16 protein-coding genes are annotated in these 17,343 nt (G+C 67.4%); 8 read left to right on the forward strand and 8 right to left on the reverse strand.

Going from position 1 to position 17,343, the window contains the following annotated elements; genetic code table 11:
• On the forward strand, window positions 1-289 hold a 289-nt coding region (locus tag BLW84_RS26155; RefSeq protein WP_093275672.1), incomplete at its 5' end, for a transposase.
• A gap of 89 nt (window positions 290-378) precedes the next feature.
• On the opposite strand, the gene BLW84_RS26160 is transcribed toward BLW84_RS26155, so the two are convergent.
• The 4 genes from BLW84_RS26160 to BLW84_RS26175 all read right to left on the reverse strand — a co-directional run bounded on the left by BLW84_RS26160 (window position 379) and on the right by BLW84_RS26175 (window position 3,742).
• Window positions 379-981 (reverse strand): class F sortase, encoded by a 603-nt coding sequence (locus BLW84_RS26160; RefSeq protein WP_177226693.1) that lies wholly within the window; start codon window positions 979-981, stop codon window positions 379-381.
• Between the two features lie 17 nt (window positions 982-998).
• Window positions 999-1,724 carry a DUF4142 domain-containing protein gene (locus BLW84_RS26165; RefSeq protein WP_093270188.1) on the reverse strand — a complete coding sequence of 242 codons (726 nt, stop codon included), beginning with the start codon at window positions 1,722-1,724 and terminating at the stop codon, window positions 999-1,001.
• Window positions 1,725-2,112: 388 nt separating this feature from the next.
• Complete coding sequence (locus BLW84_RS26170; protein ID WP_093270190.1) at window positions 2,113-2,805, reverse strand: copper resistance CopC family protein; 693 nt, start codon at window positions 2,803-2,805, stop codon at window positions 2,113-2,115.
• 88 nt (window positions 2,806-2,893) lie between these two features.
• Complete coding sequence (locus BLW84_RS26175; protein ID WP_245761387.1) at window positions 2,894-3,742, reverse strand: DUF5134 domain-containing protein; 849 nt, start codon at window positions 3,740-3,742, stop codon at window positions 2,894-2,896.
• Between BLW84_RS26175 and BLW84_RS26180 the strand changes: the two genes are divergently transcribed.
• Window positions 3,735-4,142, forward strand: a complete 408-nt coding sequence (locus BLW84_RS26180; protein ID WP_093270427.1) for a four-helix bundle copper-binding protein — start codon at window positions 3,735-3,737, stop codon at window positions 4,140-4,142. The genes BLW84_RS26175 and BLW84_RS26180 overlap by 8 nt on opposite strands.
• Before the next feature lie 87 nt (window positions 4,143-4,229).
• Here BLW84_RS26180 and BLW84_RS26185 read toward each other — a convergent pair whose 3' ends face one another.
• Window positions 4,230-4,505, reverse strand: coding sequence for a hypothetical protein (locus BLW84_RS26185; RefSeq protein WP_093270196.1), 276 nt, complete (start codon window positions 4,503-4,505; stop codon window positions 4,230-4,232).
• 66 nt (window positions 4,506-4,571) lie between these two features.
• Complete coding sequence (locus BLW84_RS26190; RefSeq protein WP_281247450.1) at window positions 4,572-6,845, reverse strand: heavy metal translocating P-type ATPase; 2,274 nt, start codon at window positions 6,843-6,845, stop codon at window positions 4,572-4,574.
• Window positions 6,846-7,085: 240 nt separating this feature from the next.
• Here BLW84_RS26190 and BLW84_RS26195 point away from each other — a divergent pair, with 240 nt between their 5' ends.
• Both BLW84_RS26195 and BLW84_RS26200 read left to right on the forward strand, forming a co-directional pair.
• Window positions 7,086-7,649, forward strand: a complete 564-nt coding sequence (locus tag BLW84_RS26195) for a sigma-70 family RNA polymerase sigma factor (protein ID WP_093270199.1) — start codon at window positions 7,086-7,088, stop codon at window positions 7,647-7,649.
• 50 nt (window positions 7,650-7,699) lie between these two features.
• Window positions 7,700-8,449 (forward strand): zf-HC2 domain-containing protein, encoded by a 750-nt coding sequence (locus BLW84_RS26200; protein ID WP_177226694.1) that lies wholly within the window; start codon window positions 7,700-7,702, stop codon window positions 8,447-8,449.
• A 650-nt stretch (window positions 8,450-9,099) separates the two neighbouring features.
• Here BLW84_RS26200 and BLW84_RS26205 read toward each other — a convergent pair.
• Window positions 9,100-10,119, reverse strand: coding sequence for an alpha/beta hydrolase (locus tag BLW84_RS26205; RefSeq protein WP_218157471.1), 1,020 nt, complete (start codon window positions 10,117-10,119; stop codon window positions 9,100-9,102).
• Between the two features lie 605 nt (window positions 10,120-10,724).
• Window positions 10,725-11,660: a LysR substrate-binding domain-containing protein gene (locus BLW84_RS26210; protein ID WP_093270208.1), complete on the reverse strand. Its 936-nt coding sequence runs from the start codon at window positions 11,658-11,660 to the stop codon at window positions 10,725-10,727.
• Window positions 11,661-11,834: 174 nt separating this feature from the next.
• Here BLW84_RS26210 and BLW84_RS26215 point away from each other — a divergent pair, with 174 nt between their 5' ends.
• The 4 genes from BLW84_RS26215 (at window position 11,835) to BLW84_RS26230 (ending at window position 17,215) form a co-directional block, all read left to right on the forward strand.
• Complete coding sequence (locus BLW84_RS26215) at window positions 11,835-13,013, forward strand: NAD(P)/FAD-dependent oxidoreductase (RefSeq protein WP_093270210.1); 1,179 nt, start codon at window positions 11,835-11,837, stop codon at window positions 13,011-13,013.
• 72 nt (window positions 13,014-13,085) lie between these two features.
• Window positions 13,086-14,477 (forward strand): 2-oxoadipate dioxygenase/decarboxylase, encoded by a 1,392-nt coding sequence (gene hglS, locus BLW84_RS26220; RefSeq protein ID WP_093270213.1) that lies wholly within the window; start codon window positions 13,086-13,088, stop codon window positions 14,475-14,477.
• A gap of 33 nt (window positions 14,478-14,510) precedes the next feature.
• Window positions 14,511-16,049: an L-piperidine-6-carboxylate dehydrogenase gene (amaB, locus tag BLW84_RS26225; protein ID WP_093270216.1), complete on the forward strand. Its 1,539-nt coding sequence runs from the start codon at window positions 14,511-14,513 to the stop codon at window positions 16,047-16,049.
• Complete coding sequence (locus BLW84_RS26230) at window positions 16,046-17,215, forward strand: Glu/Leu/Phe/Val family dehydrogenase (protein ID WP_093270218.1); 1,170 nt, start codon at window positions 16,046-16,048, stop codon at window positions 17,213-17,215. The genes amaB and BLW84_RS26230 overlap by 4 nt, the downstream gene beginning before the upstream one ends.
• The last annotated feature ends 128 nt before the right edge of the window (window positions 17,216-17,343 follow it).

Here is a 17,343-nt window from a genome sequence, read left to right on the forward strand (position 1 = left end):
TCCGGCAACCTTGATCTGGGATGGACTGTCCGCCCACCGTTCGAAAGACATGAAAGCCTGGCTGGCCACCCAACGACACTGGCTGCGCGTCGAGCGGCTGCCCGCCTACGCACCCGAGCTCAACCCAGTCGAACAAGTCTGGGGCAACATCAAAACAACCGAGCTGGCCAACCTCTGCCCCGAGCACATCGACGAAGCACATACCGCCGCGGGCACCGGCCTGGACCGCATAGGCAACAGCTACCAACTGTGCTTCTCCTTTCTCGACCACACCGGACTCCGCCTATGAACCAAGATCACCCAAATACCAAAAGATCATTAGGTCATGCGCGGGTCCCCGCTGCACGGCAGATCATGTTCTTTCCGGGTGCCATGCGTCTACGTCGGGACGGCGTAGGCGACGATGTTGTGATCGTATTCGTGGGTGCTGTCGTTGAAGGGGCCTCCGCAGGTGATCAATACCAGGCGGGGGTGGCCGGTACGGTCGAACACGTCCGCTGGCAGGGATGCCTTCGAGTAGCTGCGCACTGCCGCGATCCGGTACCGGGTCGTGCTGTGCGCGGAGGTGATCTCGAGAGGATCGCCCGGCTGGAGATCAGCCACCTGGAACAAGGCGCCCGGGCCGGCGCTGCGGGTGTCGACGTGCCCGGCCAGCACGACTGTGCCGTGCCGGGAACCCGGTGCGGCGCCGGCGCTCCACCAGCCGACCACGCTGGGTGATTCGGGCACGCCCAGCTGCTGGTCCGGCCCGGGCAAAACCGGTTGTACCGGCGCGTCGACGCCCAATGTCGGTAGCCGCGCCCGCTGCGGCACCTCGCTCGGTGACGCCGGCTCCAGCGCTTCCTTCTCCGCAGCAGGAGCAGGTCCCGTATGGGCGGGCGGGACGGTTCCGACATGCGGCAGGGTGGGACCGCTGGCCAGAACATGGCCGAGTCCCGCCGCCACAGTCACCAGACCGAGCGTCAGCAGAGCCTCCGGCACCCGGCGTCGCCATGAGCTCACCCGAGCTGCCGGCGCCGACGCAGCAGCACCACGCCTGCACCCACGGAAATCGCCAGACCTCCCGCCACCAGGCCCAGATCGGCAGCGTGGGACTGTGCTCGCTCCACCAGCCCGCCGGAACCCGTGTTGGCCCCCTTCGGCGCAATTCCGAGGGCCTTCGCATCCGCCTGGGCATGGCTCAGGTGCTTGAGCACCGTCGGGAGAAAGTCCTTCGCGTAGGCCTGCACGTCAGCATCCCGGCCGGAGTCGATTTCGGCACGCGTTTGCGTGCTCGCCTCCTGGTGTCCGGAGATCTGCGCCTGCAGATAGGTGGTGTCGAACATAGCGCCGGACGCGCTCTCCAACTGCTTCCCGATGTTCTGCTGTCCCGCATTCGGCGACGACGGCAGCGTCACGCCCTTCTGACCGGCCAACTGCTCGAGCTTGCTCTGCGCGTTCTGGTGGTCGGCGAGCGTTTCCTGCGCCAGCGACCGCACCTGCGGCGTGGTGGCCTTCTGCAGCGCCAGCTTGCCTATGGTGATCTCCGCCAGATTCACCTGCGCAGCCTGCGTGATGAAGGAGTTGTCCTGTTCCGCCAGTTCGGCGGCTGCGATGCCGAACGACTGCGCCGGGTTTGTCGACGGCGGGGCCGCGTGCGCCGCAACGCCGGGCACAGCCAACGCCGCCACCAAAGCCGCACCACCGAACGCTGCCGCAGCGCATTTCCTCATCCTGGTCACCATCCCCCCAGTCAAGAGCCATTTCCGTGCGGGGATACCCCAGATGCCGCAGCAGAAACTCCGGTGTAATACCGGATCTTCGGCCGGTTGGCATGATTCGCTCCTGGTTCGCCGGTTCGATCGAGTTTCGGCGATCAGACCAAGAATCACAACACATGGCAGAAGTCCCCATGAACTGCACTTGCGCGACGGCCAGCGGGCCTTCACCAACGTCGGGCTGACAGAATTTGAACCTGCGTCACCTTGACTACCCAGCTCTGTCCACAATTGAGAGCTACCAGCGAAACCCGAGAAACCAGGGCACAAACCAGCGCGGATCGCCGATGTTAGCGCGACGGATCGGCGTGTCAGCGCACTACCGAACCGGCCCTATGGCACTGCACCGCTGTTGTTACCGACTACGCCCTAGGCGCCGGATAACTACTGCGCCTATTGCCAAGAGGACCACGATGAGGACTCCTCCGCCGATCCACCATGCCAACGCGTTGCCGGTGCTGTCGGGCCGAGTGTGTCCTGAGTTCGGGGGAACGTTCGTCGGTGGCGGGCTCGCCGTTGTCGGCGGAGGGCTGGAGATTCCTACCGAAACGCTGAACCCTACGGTGCCGCTGACGGGGTGGCCATCCGCAGAAACGACGCGGTAGGCCAGCGTGTAGCCGCCTTTGGCCAAGCCCGGGAGCGGTTGCATGATGGTGCCGTTCTCGACGGTTGGCCGGGCCAGCGGAACCTGGGCTCCGGTTTGATCGGTCAGGGCGACCGTGACGAAGCGCGGATCGAGCGGATCGCTGAAGCGCAATGTACTCACCGGAGGGGCCTGTTCGAGCACCGCGCCGTTGGCTGGATCGCTGCCGATGAGGGCGGCATGCGCCGAAGCAGGTAGTTGCACGGCAGCCAAACCGAGCAAGGCCACGACGCACAGGAATGCGGCGCGGGTGCCGATTCGAACACTCCGCCCGATGTCCTTGGCGATCTCGTCGTGGACACCTCGGCGTGCGACGTGGCGCGATGCCTCGCCCTTGTCGATGCTGGCCGGCTGGAACATGGCCTCGCCCTTCGCATCCGATCTGTGCCGTGGAAATGCGGGCATGCCGCTTCTTCGGATTAGAAGACGCTCGTGACCTGGTGGCAAGTCTCGCACTGCCCCATCGGCGACCGGCACTGCGCGCCCCGGTCGGTCACAGAATGACGAAGAGCATGTACGCCATGCCCAGCTCCATCCCGAAAGCCGTGGCGTGACCGATTTCAGGACTCAGCAGAACCCGACGGCCCAGGGGCATGCCCGCGTCGCCGGACTTCGGCCTTCCGGCTTCTCGGCGGGTGATCAGGTCGACAGCCGAGTAGCCGGCCCGGAGCACGAAAAAGGTCATCAGCACCCAGGCCACCACCGAAAGCGCGATGCCAGAACCGTGCCCCTCGATGCCGGGCACGTCGGCGGTTGAGCCGTGCACGTGTCCCGCCCCAGGGACGGCAGGCGGTGGATCGTGCGTGTGCGCCGACGGCGGCGGGACCGCCTGACCTGGTTTGACCGAGTTGAACCCGTGCGATGGGGCCGCGGCGAACATGCAGACCATGGCCAGATCGACCACGAGCAGGTGGACGTACTGGGTTCTGGTCACACCGCCGCGCCCGGCGCTCGAATTCGGGCGTACTCGGTAGATCACGAAACAGATCCACACAGCGCTCGCGAGGAAGAACGCCACCCACCAGCCTCGTGGGCCGACTCCGCCACCGGCCGCGAACATCACGCACATACCCACACCGGTGAGCACGTGCGTGAAAGTCACCGAGAAGTCGCCAGGCATCGCCGTGCCCTCCTCGGTATGCCAGAACTCGGACAGCAGGCGCACCAGAGCAGCCAGAGTGAGGACCCCGAGCGCGGCGAGCAGTGCCCAGCGAATCCACCCTGGTCCGTCCACAACCCCTCCCGAGCACCGGCTGCGCATGATCCCTGGCAGCGCCAAAACTTGCGGATTACGGTTGGAAGGTCTCAGGAACGTCGCGCTCGGAGGTGTCGTGATGCTCAAAACGCGAGAGCTTTTCGACAGCTTGACCGCCAAGCCCACACTGAGCAGTGACAATCTTGCCGCTGCTGTCGATGCGCTGCAGGACTGCGTCGAGGCCGTGACCGCATGCGCCGCCGCGATGCTGACCGAGGACGACCTGCAGTCCCTGGCCAGCGCAGTGAGCCGTGACATGGATTGCGCTGACGTGGTCACCGCGACCCGCAACGTGCTCACCCGCGCCAGCGGCGTCGACACCAGCCTCCTCAGCGCACAGCTGGAAGCATGTCTGGTCGCCTGCGAACGCAGCCACGACCTGTGCAGCAAACACGCCGAGCGCCACAAGCACTGCCGGATGTGCGCGGACGCGACACGGCACTGCGCAGACATGTGCCGCCAAGCGCTCAACTCACTGCACCGCTGACCGCAGATCAGAGGCGGCCAACTTCGCCGTCAAGCGCTACCGGAGGACGACCCGGTCGCGAATTCCCGCGATCCGCTTCGACTCCTGTCAGGGCCGCAGTGCTTCGACGATCCGCTGCGCGTCGGTGCGGTAGACGTCGAGCAGGTCGAGGTTCTCCTCCGGATAGTTGATCAGGGAAACCTGCTTCGCAGGCGAGCCCGGCAGGACCGGCCCGGTCGACATGTGCGCGTTGTCGAGCACCAGATCCGGTTGCTTGGCAGACAGATCGGCGAGTTGCGCAGGCGTCACCGGCTGCGGCCCGTAAGTACCCACCACGTCGGCGCCGGCCAGCTGTGAGATGTAGGTGACGTATCGGCCTGCCACGGCGCGATGAGTATCGGTATGGGCGCGATGTTGCTCTCGTCGCTGTAGCCCCTGAAACGGGTGGAGCTACGCCTCCGGTAGCGCGGTGTCGCCGTCGCGGTGGGCCGTGCTACCGGAGAAGCGGCGCAGTCGTTGGCTGTTCGACACGACGAGCACCGAGGACAGAGCCATCGCGGCCGCGGCGATGAGCGGATTGAGCAGGCCGAGCGCCGCAAGCGGAAGGGCGGCGACGTTGTAGCCGAACGCCCAGACCAGGTTGCCGCGAATCGTGCGGAGCGTGCGGCGGGCCAGCCTGATCGAATCCGGGACGGCGGTGAGGTCCTCGCGGACCAGGACGATGTCGGCGGCGTTGATCGCGACGTGAGTGCCCGAACCGATGGCGAGCCCGAGATCGGCGCATGCCAGGGCGGGTGCGTCGTTCACGCCATCACCGACGACCGCGACCGCACGTCCCTCGGACTGCAGGCGCCGCACGACTTCGACCTTCTCGTCCGGCAGGACCTCGGCGATCACCTCGCCGATGCCCACTTCCTCGGCGACTTTCCGCGCGGTGGCGTCGTTGTCGCCGGTGAGCATCACCGTGCGCAGGCCGATGCGGTGCAGTTCGGCCACAGCGGCCGCAGCCGACGGTTTGACCCGGTCCGCCACCGCGATCACGGCAACCGCACTCCCGTCGCAACCGACGACGACCGTCGTGTTGCCCTGCTGCTCCCATTTCCGGCGCGTGCGGTCGAGATCCTCCGGCAACACCAGACCACGCTCGTGGAAAAGCTTGGCGCGTCCCACAAGCACGTCGTGGCCCTCGACGATTCCAGTGGCCCCCAGCCCTGGCATGCCCGCGAACCGCTCGACCTGCGGCAGAGTCTCCAGCTCCGCGCGCGCGTGGGAGCTGATCGCCGCAGCGACCGCGTGTTCGGAGACGTCCTCCACTGCGCCGGCCAGGCGCAGCACACGACGCACGTCGACGTCGGGGACGCAGCTCACCTCGACCACGGTCATCCGGCCGTCGGTGACGGTGCCGGTCTTGTCCAGAACCACGGTATCGATGTCCTGTGTGGACTCCAGTGACCGGTAGCCCTTGATGAAGATCCCCAGCTGCGCCGCCCGGCCCGACGCCACCATGAGAGCCGTTGGTGTCGCCAGTCCCAGCGCACACGGGCAGGCGATGACCAGCACGGCCAGCGCCGCGGTGAACGCTTCCTGCGGCGACCCCACCGCGAGCAGCCATCCGAGCAACGTGCCCGCCGCCGCCACCAGCACGGCGGGCACGAAGTAGGCGGAGATGCGGTCGGCAAGCCGCTGGACCGCGGCCTTGCCCGACTGCGCCTCCTCGACCATCCGCACCATCGCCGCCAGCTGGGTGTCCTGACCGACCCTGGTCGCTTCGACGACCAGCCAGCCGTTCAGCACGACCGTGCCCCCGACGACCTCGTCGTTCGCGATGACCTCGACCGGAACCGACTCACCGGTCATCGCGCTGCAGTCGACCGCGGCCTGCCCGTCGACCACGCGACCATCGGTGCCGATCGTCTCCCCCGCCCGCACGAGGAACCGCTGGCCGACGCCCAGTTCATCGACGGGAACCTGACGCTGTGAGCCGTCGTCGAGCAGCACGGTCACGGCCTTGGCCCCGAGCGCGGCGAGCTCGCGCAGCGCATCACCCGCGTTGCGGTGCGCCCTGGCCTCGACGTAGCGACCGGCCAGCACGAACGCCGTGACCCCGGCCGCCACCTCCAGGTAGATCGCCCCTTCCGGCCGCAGCAGAAGCCGCCACCCCACCGCATCGCCGGCACTCCCGGTCTGGAAGAACATGGCGTACAACGACCAGCCTGTCGCCGCCGTGATCCCGAGCGACACGAGTGTGTCCATCGAGGACGCCCGGTGCCGCGCGTTGATCAGGGCCGCGCGGTGCAACGGCCACGCCGCCCACCCGACGACAGGCAGGGCAAGCACGAGGAGCAGCCACTGCCAACCGGTGAACCGCGCCTGCGGCAGGAACATGAACAACAGCGACAGGTCGCAAATGGGCACGAACAGCGCGATCGAGACCACCATGCGGCGCCAGAGATCGCGTGCCCGGTCATCGTCCGGTTCCGCCTCGCTTGCCGGAGCGAGCACCGCAGCCTGATACCCGGCTTTCTCCACGGTCTCCACCAGCAGCGCATCGTCGACCGACGACGCCGCCGTCACGCTCGCGCGCCTGGCTGCGTAGTTCACGGTGGCGTGCACACCGTCGAGCTTGTTGAGCTTGCGTTCGATGCGCGCGGAGCAAGCGGCACACGTCATGCCGCTCACCGACAACTCCACGCGCCGTCCGACGCCGGTGCTGTCGGCGGTCAATGACTTCACGGAAAAGCAAACCTTTCGGACATAGCCCCTGAACGGTGCTGTTCCTGCACACCGAGTCGCGATGGGCTCGATCAAGTACGCCGGTCGAACATGGCGCTGAACAGGTGGTCGCGCACCGGCGGCGAAAAGTTCCCGCCGATTGGGAACGCCCTGTCAAACAAGTTGTGTCGCCCGGCACACAACCCGGCCAGCTGTACTCAGGGCACCGCGGGCCGACTAGCCTGCCGGTCTATGAGTCGCTCCGAGGCTGAGGATGCCCGGCTGACCAAGCTGGCGCTGGCGGCGAGATCAGGTGACCGCGGCGCACTGGAGCGCTTCATCCAAGGCACCCAACGCGACGTATGGCGCTTCATCGCCCACCTCGCCGGCATCCACCACGCCGACGACCTCACCCAAGAGACCTACCTGCGGACCCTCAAGAGCATCCGCCGGTTCTCCGGGCGCTCCTCGGCACGCACCTGGCTGCTGTCCATCGCCCGCCGCGTCGTCGTCGACCAGATCCGCTACGAACGTTCCCGGCCCCGCACCGACTCCGGCGTGGACTGGGCCACCGCCGCCGACCAGGCACGAGGCGGGAATCAACGGTTCGAGAGCATCGTCGAGCTGAACATCCTGCTGGACGAACTGGACGACGAACGCCGCGAGGCGCTGCTGCTCACCCAGGTGCTCGGCTTGTCGTACCAGGAAACCGCCGAGATCTGCGGGTGCGCGCTGGGCACCGTGCGCTCCCGGGTGGCTCGTGCGCGTGAGCAACTGCTGGAGAAGACCGCCCAGCAATCCGAAGGAACCGGCTGAACCGCGAACCCGGCTGGAACCTTTCCCGCTCCTCAAACGACAGTATGGACGTGGACTGCTACACCTACCGCGAGGCGCTGTCGGCCAGGCTGGACGGCGAGCCGGCGCCAGTGCCCGACAACCAACTGGAGGGCCACCTCGCGGAATGCGCCGGCTGCCGGTCCTGGCAGCAACGCGCCGCGGACCTCAACCGGGCGCTGCGCGTCCGCCCCGTAGAAGCGACACCGGACCTGACCCGGTCCATCCTCGACGCCGCACGACCCATGCACCACCACATCCTGCGACGGTGGCCCCGGATCCTGCTCGCGGCCGTCGCGATCTGCCAGGTCGTCCTCGGGGCCGCGCAAATGCTGGGGATCGACTACTTCGGCGACCACGCTCACCACGCGGACATGGGCGATGTCATGACCGGACACCTGCTCAACGAGAGCACCGCGTGGAACCTGGCCCTCGGCCTCGGCATGCTCTGGACCGCCTGGCGGGTCCGCGCGAGTTCCGGTCTGCTGCCGGTGATGGCCGTCTTCCTCGCCGTGCTGAGCGGATTCAGCATCTACGACCTCGTCAACGCCGAGGTCCCCGCCAGTCGCCTCCTCTCCCACGGCCTCCTGGTCCTCGGCTTGGTCCTACTCCTCGTGGTGCAGCGCGACCTCCTGCGCTGGCGCCCCCAACCAGGCGACGAGCAGGCCCCGCACCCGCACTCGACCACAACCGCCCACCAGCCCACGGAACCCGAGTTCAGCCCCGACCCGGAGCAGGACCACAGATACCTGGGCCCCACCGGCTACCGGCAGGCGGGCTGACGACACGGCCCACACCAGCACGACGCCGAAATTTCGCCACGGTGTTCTCGGTGCCGTCGGCAGCGCACAGCGCTGTGATCGGGCAGTCGAGCAGGATCGCTGACAGGAGGAGGCTTCGCACCTCTGGGGACGCCAGGACGTCTGCATGATGGGGCAAGAGCCTGGTGAGCTCGGCGCACAGCTCGTCGTCCGAGCACTGGTGGACATCTCTTTCGCCGAGACCACAAGAGGGTTCGCTTCCCTGCCCAGCTCGCGGCGCAGAGCCTGCGTCGTCTCGTATGCGACGGTGGCGCGCCAGAACCCGCCGTGGATCATCACCACCAGCGCCGCCTGCTTGCCCCGCGGCAGCAGCACGTCGATCACCTGGTCCGGGCCCGACCCGCAGGGCAGGGGCAGGTCAGGTTGCGGCGGGGAGTGCAACAGTTCCGACGGCGGCTTTCGTGGCTGCGCGACCTCCGCAAGGGCGAGCACACCAAGGACGAAGCTGGATCCCGCGAAGCACCTGGAGGCCCGGTTGGAGGAGCTGGTCGCCACCCCTCCGCTGCCGGAGCGCCCCGACCTGGCTCGGGCGAACGCCTGGCTGGTCGGGGCGTACCAGAAGGTCTGGAGCGAATCCGCTCTCGACCTGGCGTCGACGGGATGGCGGAGCGTCAGGCTCCGCCACCGCGGACCTCTCCGGCGGCGAGCGCCACGCGCAGGAACGCATCGATGTTGCGCAGCGTAGGGCGCTCGCCGAGCGGACCAGCCAGCTTTCCGCTGCGGCAGTGGTGGGTCCACGAGGTGTCGGCCACCGGGGTGTCCGGGGCGACGATGCCGCTGTCGTGGCCGATTCCCGGTACCGAGTAGAACACCGCGTCCCGGCACGCGGAGCGCAGCGCGTGGAAGAGCAGTTCGCTCTGGTGGTGCGGGACCAACAGGTCGTTCTGGCCGTGAGCGATCAGCATCGGCGGCGTCTCGTCGTCCACGTAGGTGATCGGATTCGCCGCGCGCACCGCGTCAGGGCACTGCTGGATGGAACACCCCACCAGCCGCGACTCCGGTGACGCGGGGTCGTTGTGGCAGTCCCGCAGCCCCATCCGCTCGTTGAACGCGGTGCAGTCGATCATGTGCTCGTCCATCTGCAGGAAGTCCGTCGGCCCGTAGAGGTCCACCACCGCCTGCACAGCGCTCGACACGCCCGTCACGCCGATGTTGCCTTCGAGTTCCGGGACGTTGCTGGTGACGCCCGCCATCGCGGCCGTCCAACCGCCGGAGGAGGTGCCCATGACCGCGATCCGATCGGGGTCGATGCCGTACTCGCGCGCATGTGCGCGCAGCCACCGGACCGCGGCCTTGATGTCGTGCACCTGCGCGGGGAACTGGGCGACCCCGCTCGACCGGATCGAAACACCGGCGACGACGTAGCCCGCATCGGTGAAGAACGGCGCCAGATCAGCCGCGTAGTCCTTGCCGTCCTCGCGCATCCACGCGCTTCCTCCGGTCACGATCAGCGTGGGACGCGGGATTGCGCGCTGCCCCTGGGGCAGGTGCAGATCGAGCAGATGCCCCTTGCTGTCCGGTGGATTCGCGGGTGCGTAGGCGATGTTCTCGATGACCTCCGGCGCGGATGCGGTACCGGCCGCCGACGACAAGCCGGGCACCATCGCGGACATCATCACCACGGCAGTCACCACCATCCCCACGCGGCGGCCGAGCCGAGTGCCTCCGGCCCTCCGTCGCCCTGCAACCCTGCCCCAACCCGCCATGTGAACCTCTCCGCTGAGAACCAGCACGAACCGGGAGCGAGATTCCTCTCGCGGAACAGGAGGACAAATGCTTCGATTCCGCTGGACGAAAAGGGCGGAGTTCACCGGCAGGCCGGAAGGTGGGGTTCCCGGCGTTCCTTCCCGATCTCGGCAATGAGCCAGTGCGCCGGATAACCCGCGTCGTGCCGGGGTTGCCCCGGGACCTGCACCAGTTGCGGGCCAGAAGGCTGCCGAGGGTGGCGCCGGTGGCGTTCAGCAGGACGTCGCCGGTGGCCACCACGCGGCCGCTGATCAGCGCGAACTGCGTCAGTTCGATGAGCCCCTGCCAGGGCCAGGGCGGCGACGCTGCCCCGGATCGATCGCACTTCCGGACACGCGGGTTGTCCACCCCGGACACGGAGCCACCACGACCATCGGAACCGAAAACCCCATCTCGAGAAGCAGATCGCCGAGACCTGCGATATCACGCGGCCGTCGACGCGCAGATCGACGTCCTGCGTGGCTGACCCTGATCCTTGCTGTGCAATCGTCTACGACTCCGCTCCGGTGTCGAATTCTGTCTGTTCGCGTGCTTCGCGAACGACTTCGGCGAACAGGTCCGTGACAGCCGCGACGGCTGCCGGTCGTGTGGGCTGCGCGCGGCGGACGAGGACGATGTGCCGCTCGATGCGTTCCTCCAGCTCGATCTTGCGCAGCCCATCAGGGCGCAGCAGGTCTTCCATGAGATCGGTCATGGGCGCGACCCCGAGACCCTGAGCAGCGAGTTCCAGGGAGGTCCGGGTGTCAGTGACTTCATGTGCCACCTGTGGTTCGAAGCCGGAGAGTCGACAGGCCGCGTAGAGCGCCCGGGCGTATTGAGTCGCTGCGGGCGGCAGGATCCAGGGCCAGTCTCGTGCGGTGTCGAGGGGCGTCGCACCCGGCGTGTACAGGTTCGCGGTGACGGCCAAACCGAAGCGTTCCGTGTGGAGCCGGACGAGCTCGGTCCGGGGATCTCTGGGCATGGGTGCGTGTGAGTAGTCGATACCGAGGGCGATGTCGACTTCGCCGTCGCGGACGGCAGCCGATGTTTCGTCGACGCCGAACTCCCTGCTGGTGATGGTCACCTTCGGGTAGCGCTTCGATGCCTCGGCGATGGTGGGCACGAGCAGCGCGGAGGCCGTCGTCGCGAACGTGCCGATGCGGATCGGCCCGGCGACATCCTGCTCGTCGGCTTCCAGCGCGCCTCTCAAGTCGGCCTCTGCCTGCAACACGTGCTCGGCGTGCTTGGCCAGGATCATCCCGCTGCGGGTGAGCTGCACTCTCCGTCCCGACTTGGTCGTCAGAGTCCTGCCCGTCGCCTTCTCCAGGTTGGCGAGCTGTTGCGAGACGGCACCCGTGGTGTAGCCGAGCGCGTGGGCGGCGGCGGCCATCGTGCCGCGCCGCGCGAGTTCGCGCAGCGCCCGGAGCTGCCCCATCGTCACATCCATATAGACATGCTAAACGAATAGCCTGAAAAAACATCGATAGTGCTGACGCTTCTTCCTGCGTACCTTTCGAGGAACCCACCGGCCAGGTGGCCTGGATCACGCAGAGCGCACTGCCACCGGACCGACTCGTCACGTCGCGGATCCCGCAGTGCAACCGAGGTTGAAGGATGACTCATGCGAGCCGAAGTTGGTAGTCGGGCCGAGCTTCCCCACCACGCGGAAGTCGTCGTGATCGGGGGTGGGATCGTCGGTGCCAGCATCGCTTACCACCTCGCCGAAGCCGGTGTCACCGATGTCGTGGTGATCGAGCGCGGCCAGGTGGCCTCGGGATCCTCTGGAAAGCCCATCGGTGGGTTGCGGGCGCAGTTCTCCGACCCGCTCAACATCGCGCTCGGAGCCCGCAGCCTGCAGACCTACGCCCGGTTCCAGTCGTCCATGGGTATCGACATCTCGATGGAACGGGTGGGGTATCTCTTCCTGCTGCGAGAGCAGGCTGATCTTGCTCGGTTCGAGCGCAGCGTGGCGATTCAAAACGACATGGGCGTGTCCAGCCGGATGATCTCGGCCGCCGAAGCGCAGCGACTGTGTCCTTACGTGCGCGGCGAGAGCCTTCTCGGGGCCGCGTTCTCCCCGGACGACGGGCATGCTCGTCCGCCCGCAGCTGCACAAGGCTTCCTGCACGCCGCCCAGGTTCGCGGGGTGCGCGTGTTCGAACAAACCCTCGTTGTCGACATCAGAACCGACGGTGCGCGCAACATCCGGGAAGTCCAGACCAACAGGGGCGCGGTGCGGACCTCGACGGTCATCGTGGCAGCGGGTGCCTGGTCCAAATCTCTGGGCGCGATGGTCGGTGTCGACCTGGCAGTCGAGCCGCTGCGCCGGCAACTCGTGCTGACCAGGCCGCTGACCCCGACGCCGCCCCGGATTCCGTTCACCATCGATTTCGCTACGTCGTTGTACTTCCACAATTGCGACGACGGGTTCCTGTTGGGCATGTCCGACCCGACGCAGGAGTATGGATTCCACACCCATTACTCCGATGAATGGCTCCCTGCGTTCAACGACGCGGCCCGTGCCTGTGCCCCCGAGTTGGTCGATCTGCCGATCGAACGTGGGTGGGCGGGGCTGTACGAGATGACCCCGGACTGCAACGCGCTGATCGGGCAGAGCGACTCGGTGGGCCGATTGCTGTATGCGGCGGGCTTTTCCGGCCATGGCTTCCTGCAAGCCCCCGCCGTCGGGGAGGTGATCCGCGATCTGTACCTCGGTGTGCCTCCTTTCGTGGACGTGACGCCCCTGTCGGCGGACCGGTTCGACGGAAGCCCGGTTCGGCGCGAGCTCAACGTGGTCTGACCGCGCACCCCGAATGACTCGCTCCCACCCGCCGCATCGGCGCGAAGGACAGGGATCGGCAAGGAGAGGAAAATGGCTGTTAAGCAATGGGAATTGCGCGCGGCGTTCGCCCAACGGCTGTCGACGATGTACGGCACCGAGGTACCCGCTTACACGACGCTCGTCGACGTCTCGCACGAGGTAAACCGGGACCTGCTCGCCAAGGACCCCGAACAAGCGCAGCGCCTCGGCAGCATCGCCCGGGTCACCGCCGAACGGCACGGCGCGATTCGTGTGGGCACCCCGGAGGAACTGCGCCAGGTGGGGCAGATCTTCGCCGGGCTGGGGATGCACCCGGTCGGCTTCTACGATCTCCGGGAAGCAGCGGTGAGCGCGGTTCCCGTGGTCTCCACTGCCTTCCGGCCCATCGACGAGGATGAGCTCGCACGCAACCCGTTCCGCGTGTTCACGTCACTTCTGACACCCGCGGATCGGCGCTTCTTCAACGCCGACCTCCAGCACCGGCTGGAGAACTTCCTGTCGCGGCGCAGCCTGTTCCCCGCGGAACTGATCAGCCTGGCCGAACGCGCCGAGCGCGATGGAGAACTGGAGCAGGCCGACGCCCAACGGTTCCTCGAACTGGCCGTGCGCAGCTTCGAGCTGTCCCACGAACCAGTGGACCGAGCGTGGTACGCGGAGTTGGAGCGGATCTCCAGCGTTGCCGCCGACATCGGTGGCGTGACCACCACGCACATCAACCACCTCACTCCCCGAGTGCTCGACATCGACGAGTTGTACGAGCGGATGGAGCGACGCGGCATCACGATGATCGACGACATCCAGGGACCTCCCCGCTGGGACGGGCCGGACGTGTTGTTGCGCCAGACCTCTTTCCGAGCCCTGGCCGAACCACGCCGCTTCCGGGAGGCGGACGGATCCGTGACCGAGGACTCGCTGCGGGTCCGGTTCGGTGAGGTGGAAGCGCGTGGAATCGCACTGACCCCGCACGGACGCGCCACCTACGACGAACTCGTCGCCGAGGTCGACCGCCGTCGCACTGAAACGGGACGCGGTCGGGCCGAGGTCGCCGCCAAGGTGTGGGGGCAGCGCTTCCCCCGCTCCGAAGCCGAGCTGGCGCGCAAGGACCTCGCGTACTTCACGTTCACCGTCAACACCGCCCACGACCATGCGACGCCACCACCGACGACCTTGCCGGAGCTGATCGACCAGGGGTGGGTCCGGGCCGAGCCGATCGTCTACGAAGACTTCCTCCCCCGTTCGGCGGCCGGCATCTTCCAGTCGAACCTGGCCGGCGACGGCTCGAAGGACCTCACTCAGCAGGCCGCGGACCTCGACGGCGAGTGGATGGCCGGCGTGCTGGAACGCAGCCTCCACGACCCCTACGACCTCTACGCGCGCCAGCGCGAACGATCGCTGGAATCCGTGCGCCAGGAACTCTGCACGCCGGTCACCGGCTCGTGTTGACAAGAGAACCGACCGAAAGAGGACGAACTTTCCATGTCTGCTAACACCCTGACCACCACGGCCGACCTCGCCGAGCGCGCCCGGGCGGCGCTACGAGCCTGCGGAGCCAACGGGTACGAGGGCACCGGGCCCCATGCGTTCTCCGCGCGCTCGCCGATCACCGGTGAGGATCTGTTCACCGTCGCCGGCTCGTCCGAATCCCAGGTGCGTGCGGCGATCAGCACGACCAAGGCCGCCTTCCCCGCCTGGCGCGACACGCCCGCGCCGGTGCGCGGAGCGCTGATCAAACGGTTCGGAGAGCTGCTCACCGAGCACAAGCGTGACCTGGCGGACCTGGTGACCATTGAGGTCGGCAAGATCGGCTCGGAGGCCCTCGGCGAGGTCCAGGAGATGATCGATATCTGCGATCTCGCAGTGGGAATGTCACGCCAGCTCGAGGGGAGAACGCTGGCCTCCGAGCGCCCCGGGCACAAACTGCTGGAAACCTGGCACCCGCTCGGCGTCGTGGGCGTGATCACCGCCTTCAACTTTCCGTGCGCCCCGTGGGCGTGGAACACCGCCGTGGCCCTGGTTTGCGGCGACGCGGTCGTGTGGAAGCCCTCGCAGCTCACCTCCTTGACGGCGCTGGCGTGCTCCGCCCTACTCGACCGCGCCATCGCGGATGCCGGTGCCCCCGCCGGGATCCATCGGCTGGTGTTGGCTTCGTCCGCCGAGTCTGCTCCGCTGGTCGACAGCCCCGACGTCCCCCTGGTGAGCGCGACCGGCTCCGAACGGCTGGGACGTGAGATCGCACCCCGCATCGCGGCACGATTCGGCCGCACGATCCTCGAACTCGGCGGGAACAACGCGGCTATCGTCGCGCCATCGGCGGACCTGGACATGGCCACCCGCGGCATCACGTTCTCCGCTGCGGGCACCGCCGGGCAGCGGTGCACGACGATGCGCCGGCTGATCGTGCACGAAGACATCGCTGACGAGCTCGTCGCCCGACTGACCAAGGTTTACACGAGCCTCGACATCGGTGATCCGTTCTCCGCCGAGACCCTGGTGGGGCCGCTGATCAACGAAGGCGCCTACGCCGCCATGCGCGACGCGCTGGAGCGGGCCGTCGCAGACGGCGGCGAGGTGGTCGTCGGCGGCGAGCGGCGACTGGCCGACTCCGCCGCGCACGGCTACTACGTGGAGCCGGCCATCGTACGCATGCCCGCGCAGACCGAGGTCATCCGGCAGGAAACGTTCGCGCCGATCCTCTACGTGCTGACCTACCGCACGTTCGACGAAGCCATCGCCCTGCACAACGACGTGCCGCAAGGCCTGTCGTCGAGCATCTTCACCACCGACCAGCGCGAGGCCGAGCGGTTCACCTCCTCGGCCGGTTCCGACTGCGGGATCGCCAACGTCAACATCGGCACTTCCGGTGCCGAGATCGGCGGCGCGTTCGGAGGCGAGAAGACCACCGGCGGCGGCCGTGAATCGGGGTCGGACGCTTGGCGCGGCTACATGCGGCGCGCCACCAACACCATCAACTACTCGACCGAACTCCCGCTGGCCCAGGGGGTGAACTTCGGATGACGCTCGACGATTTCTCCCACGCGGACGAATGGGGTCCGGAAAAGATCGTGACCGTCGCCGACACCCGCACCGGCATGCGCGGCGTCCTCGTCATCGACAACACGGCTCGGGGCATGGGCAAGGGCGGGACCCGCATGAGCCCAACCCTGACCATCACCGAAGTCGCCCGCCTGGCACGAGTGATGACGTGGAAGTGGGCGGGTGTCGATCTCTTCTTCGGCGGCGCCAAGGCGGGAGTCCGCTTCGATCCTGCCTCGGCGGACAAGGAAGCGGCGTTGCGCAGTTTCGTGCGGTCGCTCTCCAGCGAGGTGCCCGAAGAGTACGTGTTCGGCCTCGACATGGGACTCACCGAGCACGACGCGGCCATCATCCAACACGAACTAGGAGACCGCCGAACAGCAGTCGGCAGCCCCCGAGAACTCGGCGGCGTGCCCTACGACCAATGGGGCGTCACGGGCTACGGAGTCGCCGAAGCCACCGACGAAGCCGCCCGATGGCACGGACTGAAAATCAATGGTGCTCGTGTCGTGGTGCAGGGCTTCGGAGCCGTTGGTGCCGCGACGGCCGAACGCCTGCACTCCCTCGGCGCACAGGTCGTCGCAGTGTCCACTTCGGAGGGCGCGATCTATGATCCTGATGGGCTTGACGTGCCCGAGCTGCTGCACGCGAAGTCCGAGTGGGGCGATGGCCTGGTCCACCACGTCGGCGGGGTGAAACACCTCAGCACAGGGGAAGAACTCACCCTGCCCGCGGAAGTTCTGATCCCGGCTGCGAGGCAGGACGTCGTCGATGCCGCCACAGCCCGCCGACTATCGGCATCCGTCGTGGCGGAGGGCGCCAACCTGCCGCTGACCGTCGAGGCGCAAGCCGTGCTCGCCGAACGCGGCGTCACCGTCGTCCCGGACTTCATCGCCAACGCCGGCGGCGTGGTGGCCGCCGCATACGCGATGGACGCCCGGCACTCGGCCTTCCCCTCGGAACCGAGCCAGATCCGCACCGCGGTATCGGAACGGTTGCGGGCCAACACGGTCAACGTGCTCGACGAGAGCGCTCGCACTGAACTCACCACCCACGAAGCGGCCCGACGACTCGCCGAACAGCGAGTGCGCACGGCCATGGAGCTCAGCGGGCGAACCCAGCCCACCAGAGTCTCCGTACGTCACTGAGCAGCACTCGGCGACGGTTGACGACACACCCGCGGTTGTCTGTCATTTCACCGCCAACGCGTGCCTCGCGAGGTGAGGCGCCCTGCGGGGCACGCGCAGCGGACAACGGTGTCCGCCACAGTGGAAGC

The sequence above is a fragment of the Saccharopolyspora shandongensis genome, assembly GCF_900106995.1.
In the GTDB taxonomy this organism is placed as follows: domain Bacteria; phylum Actinomycetota; class Actinomycetes; order Mycobacteriales; family Pseudonocardiaceae; genus Saccharopolyspora; species Saccharopolyspora shandongensis.

What these genes read in the sequence shown, in the direction of transcription:
- BLW84_RS26165 (WP_093270188.1), bottom strand. Translation starts at nt 1,724, where the DNA reads ATGGTGACCAGGATGAGGAAATGCGCTGCGGCAGCGTTCGGTGGTGCG.
- BLW84_RS26170 (WP_093270190.1), bottom strand. Translation starts at nt 2,805, where the DNA reads ATGCCCGCATTTCCACGGCACAGATCGGATGCGAAGGGCGAGGCCATG.
- BLW84_RS26180 (WP_093270427.1), top strand. Translation starts at nt 3,735, where the DNA reads ATGCTCAAAACGCGAGAGCTTTTCGACAGCTTGACCGCCAAGCCCACA.
- BLW84_RS26195 (WP_093270199.1), top strand. Translation starts at nt 7,086, where the DNA reads ATGAGTCGCTCCGAGGCTGAGGATGCCCGGCTGACCAAGCTGGCGCTG.
- BLW84_RS26210 (WP_093270208.1), bottom strand. Translation starts at nt 11,660, where the DNA reads ATGGATGTGACGATGGGGCAGCTCCGGGCGCTGCGCGAACTCGCGCGG.
- BLW84_RS26215 (WP_093270210.1), top strand. Translation starts at nt 11,835, where the DNA reads ATGCGAGCCGAAGTTGGTAGTCGGGCCGAGCTTCCCCACCACGCGGAA.
- hglS (WP_093270213.1), top strand. Translation starts at nt 13,086, where the DNA reads ATGGCTGTTAAGCAATGGGAATTGCGCGCGGCGTTCGCCCAACGGCTG.
- amaB (WP_093270216.1), top strand. Translation starts at nt 14,511, where the DNA reads ATGTCTGCTAACACCCTGACCACCACGGCCGACCTCGCCGAGCGCGCC.
- BLW84_RS26230 (WP_093270218.1), top strand. Translation starts at nt 16,046, where the DNA reads ATGACGCTCGACGATTTCTCCCACGCGGACGAATGGGGTCCGGAAAAG.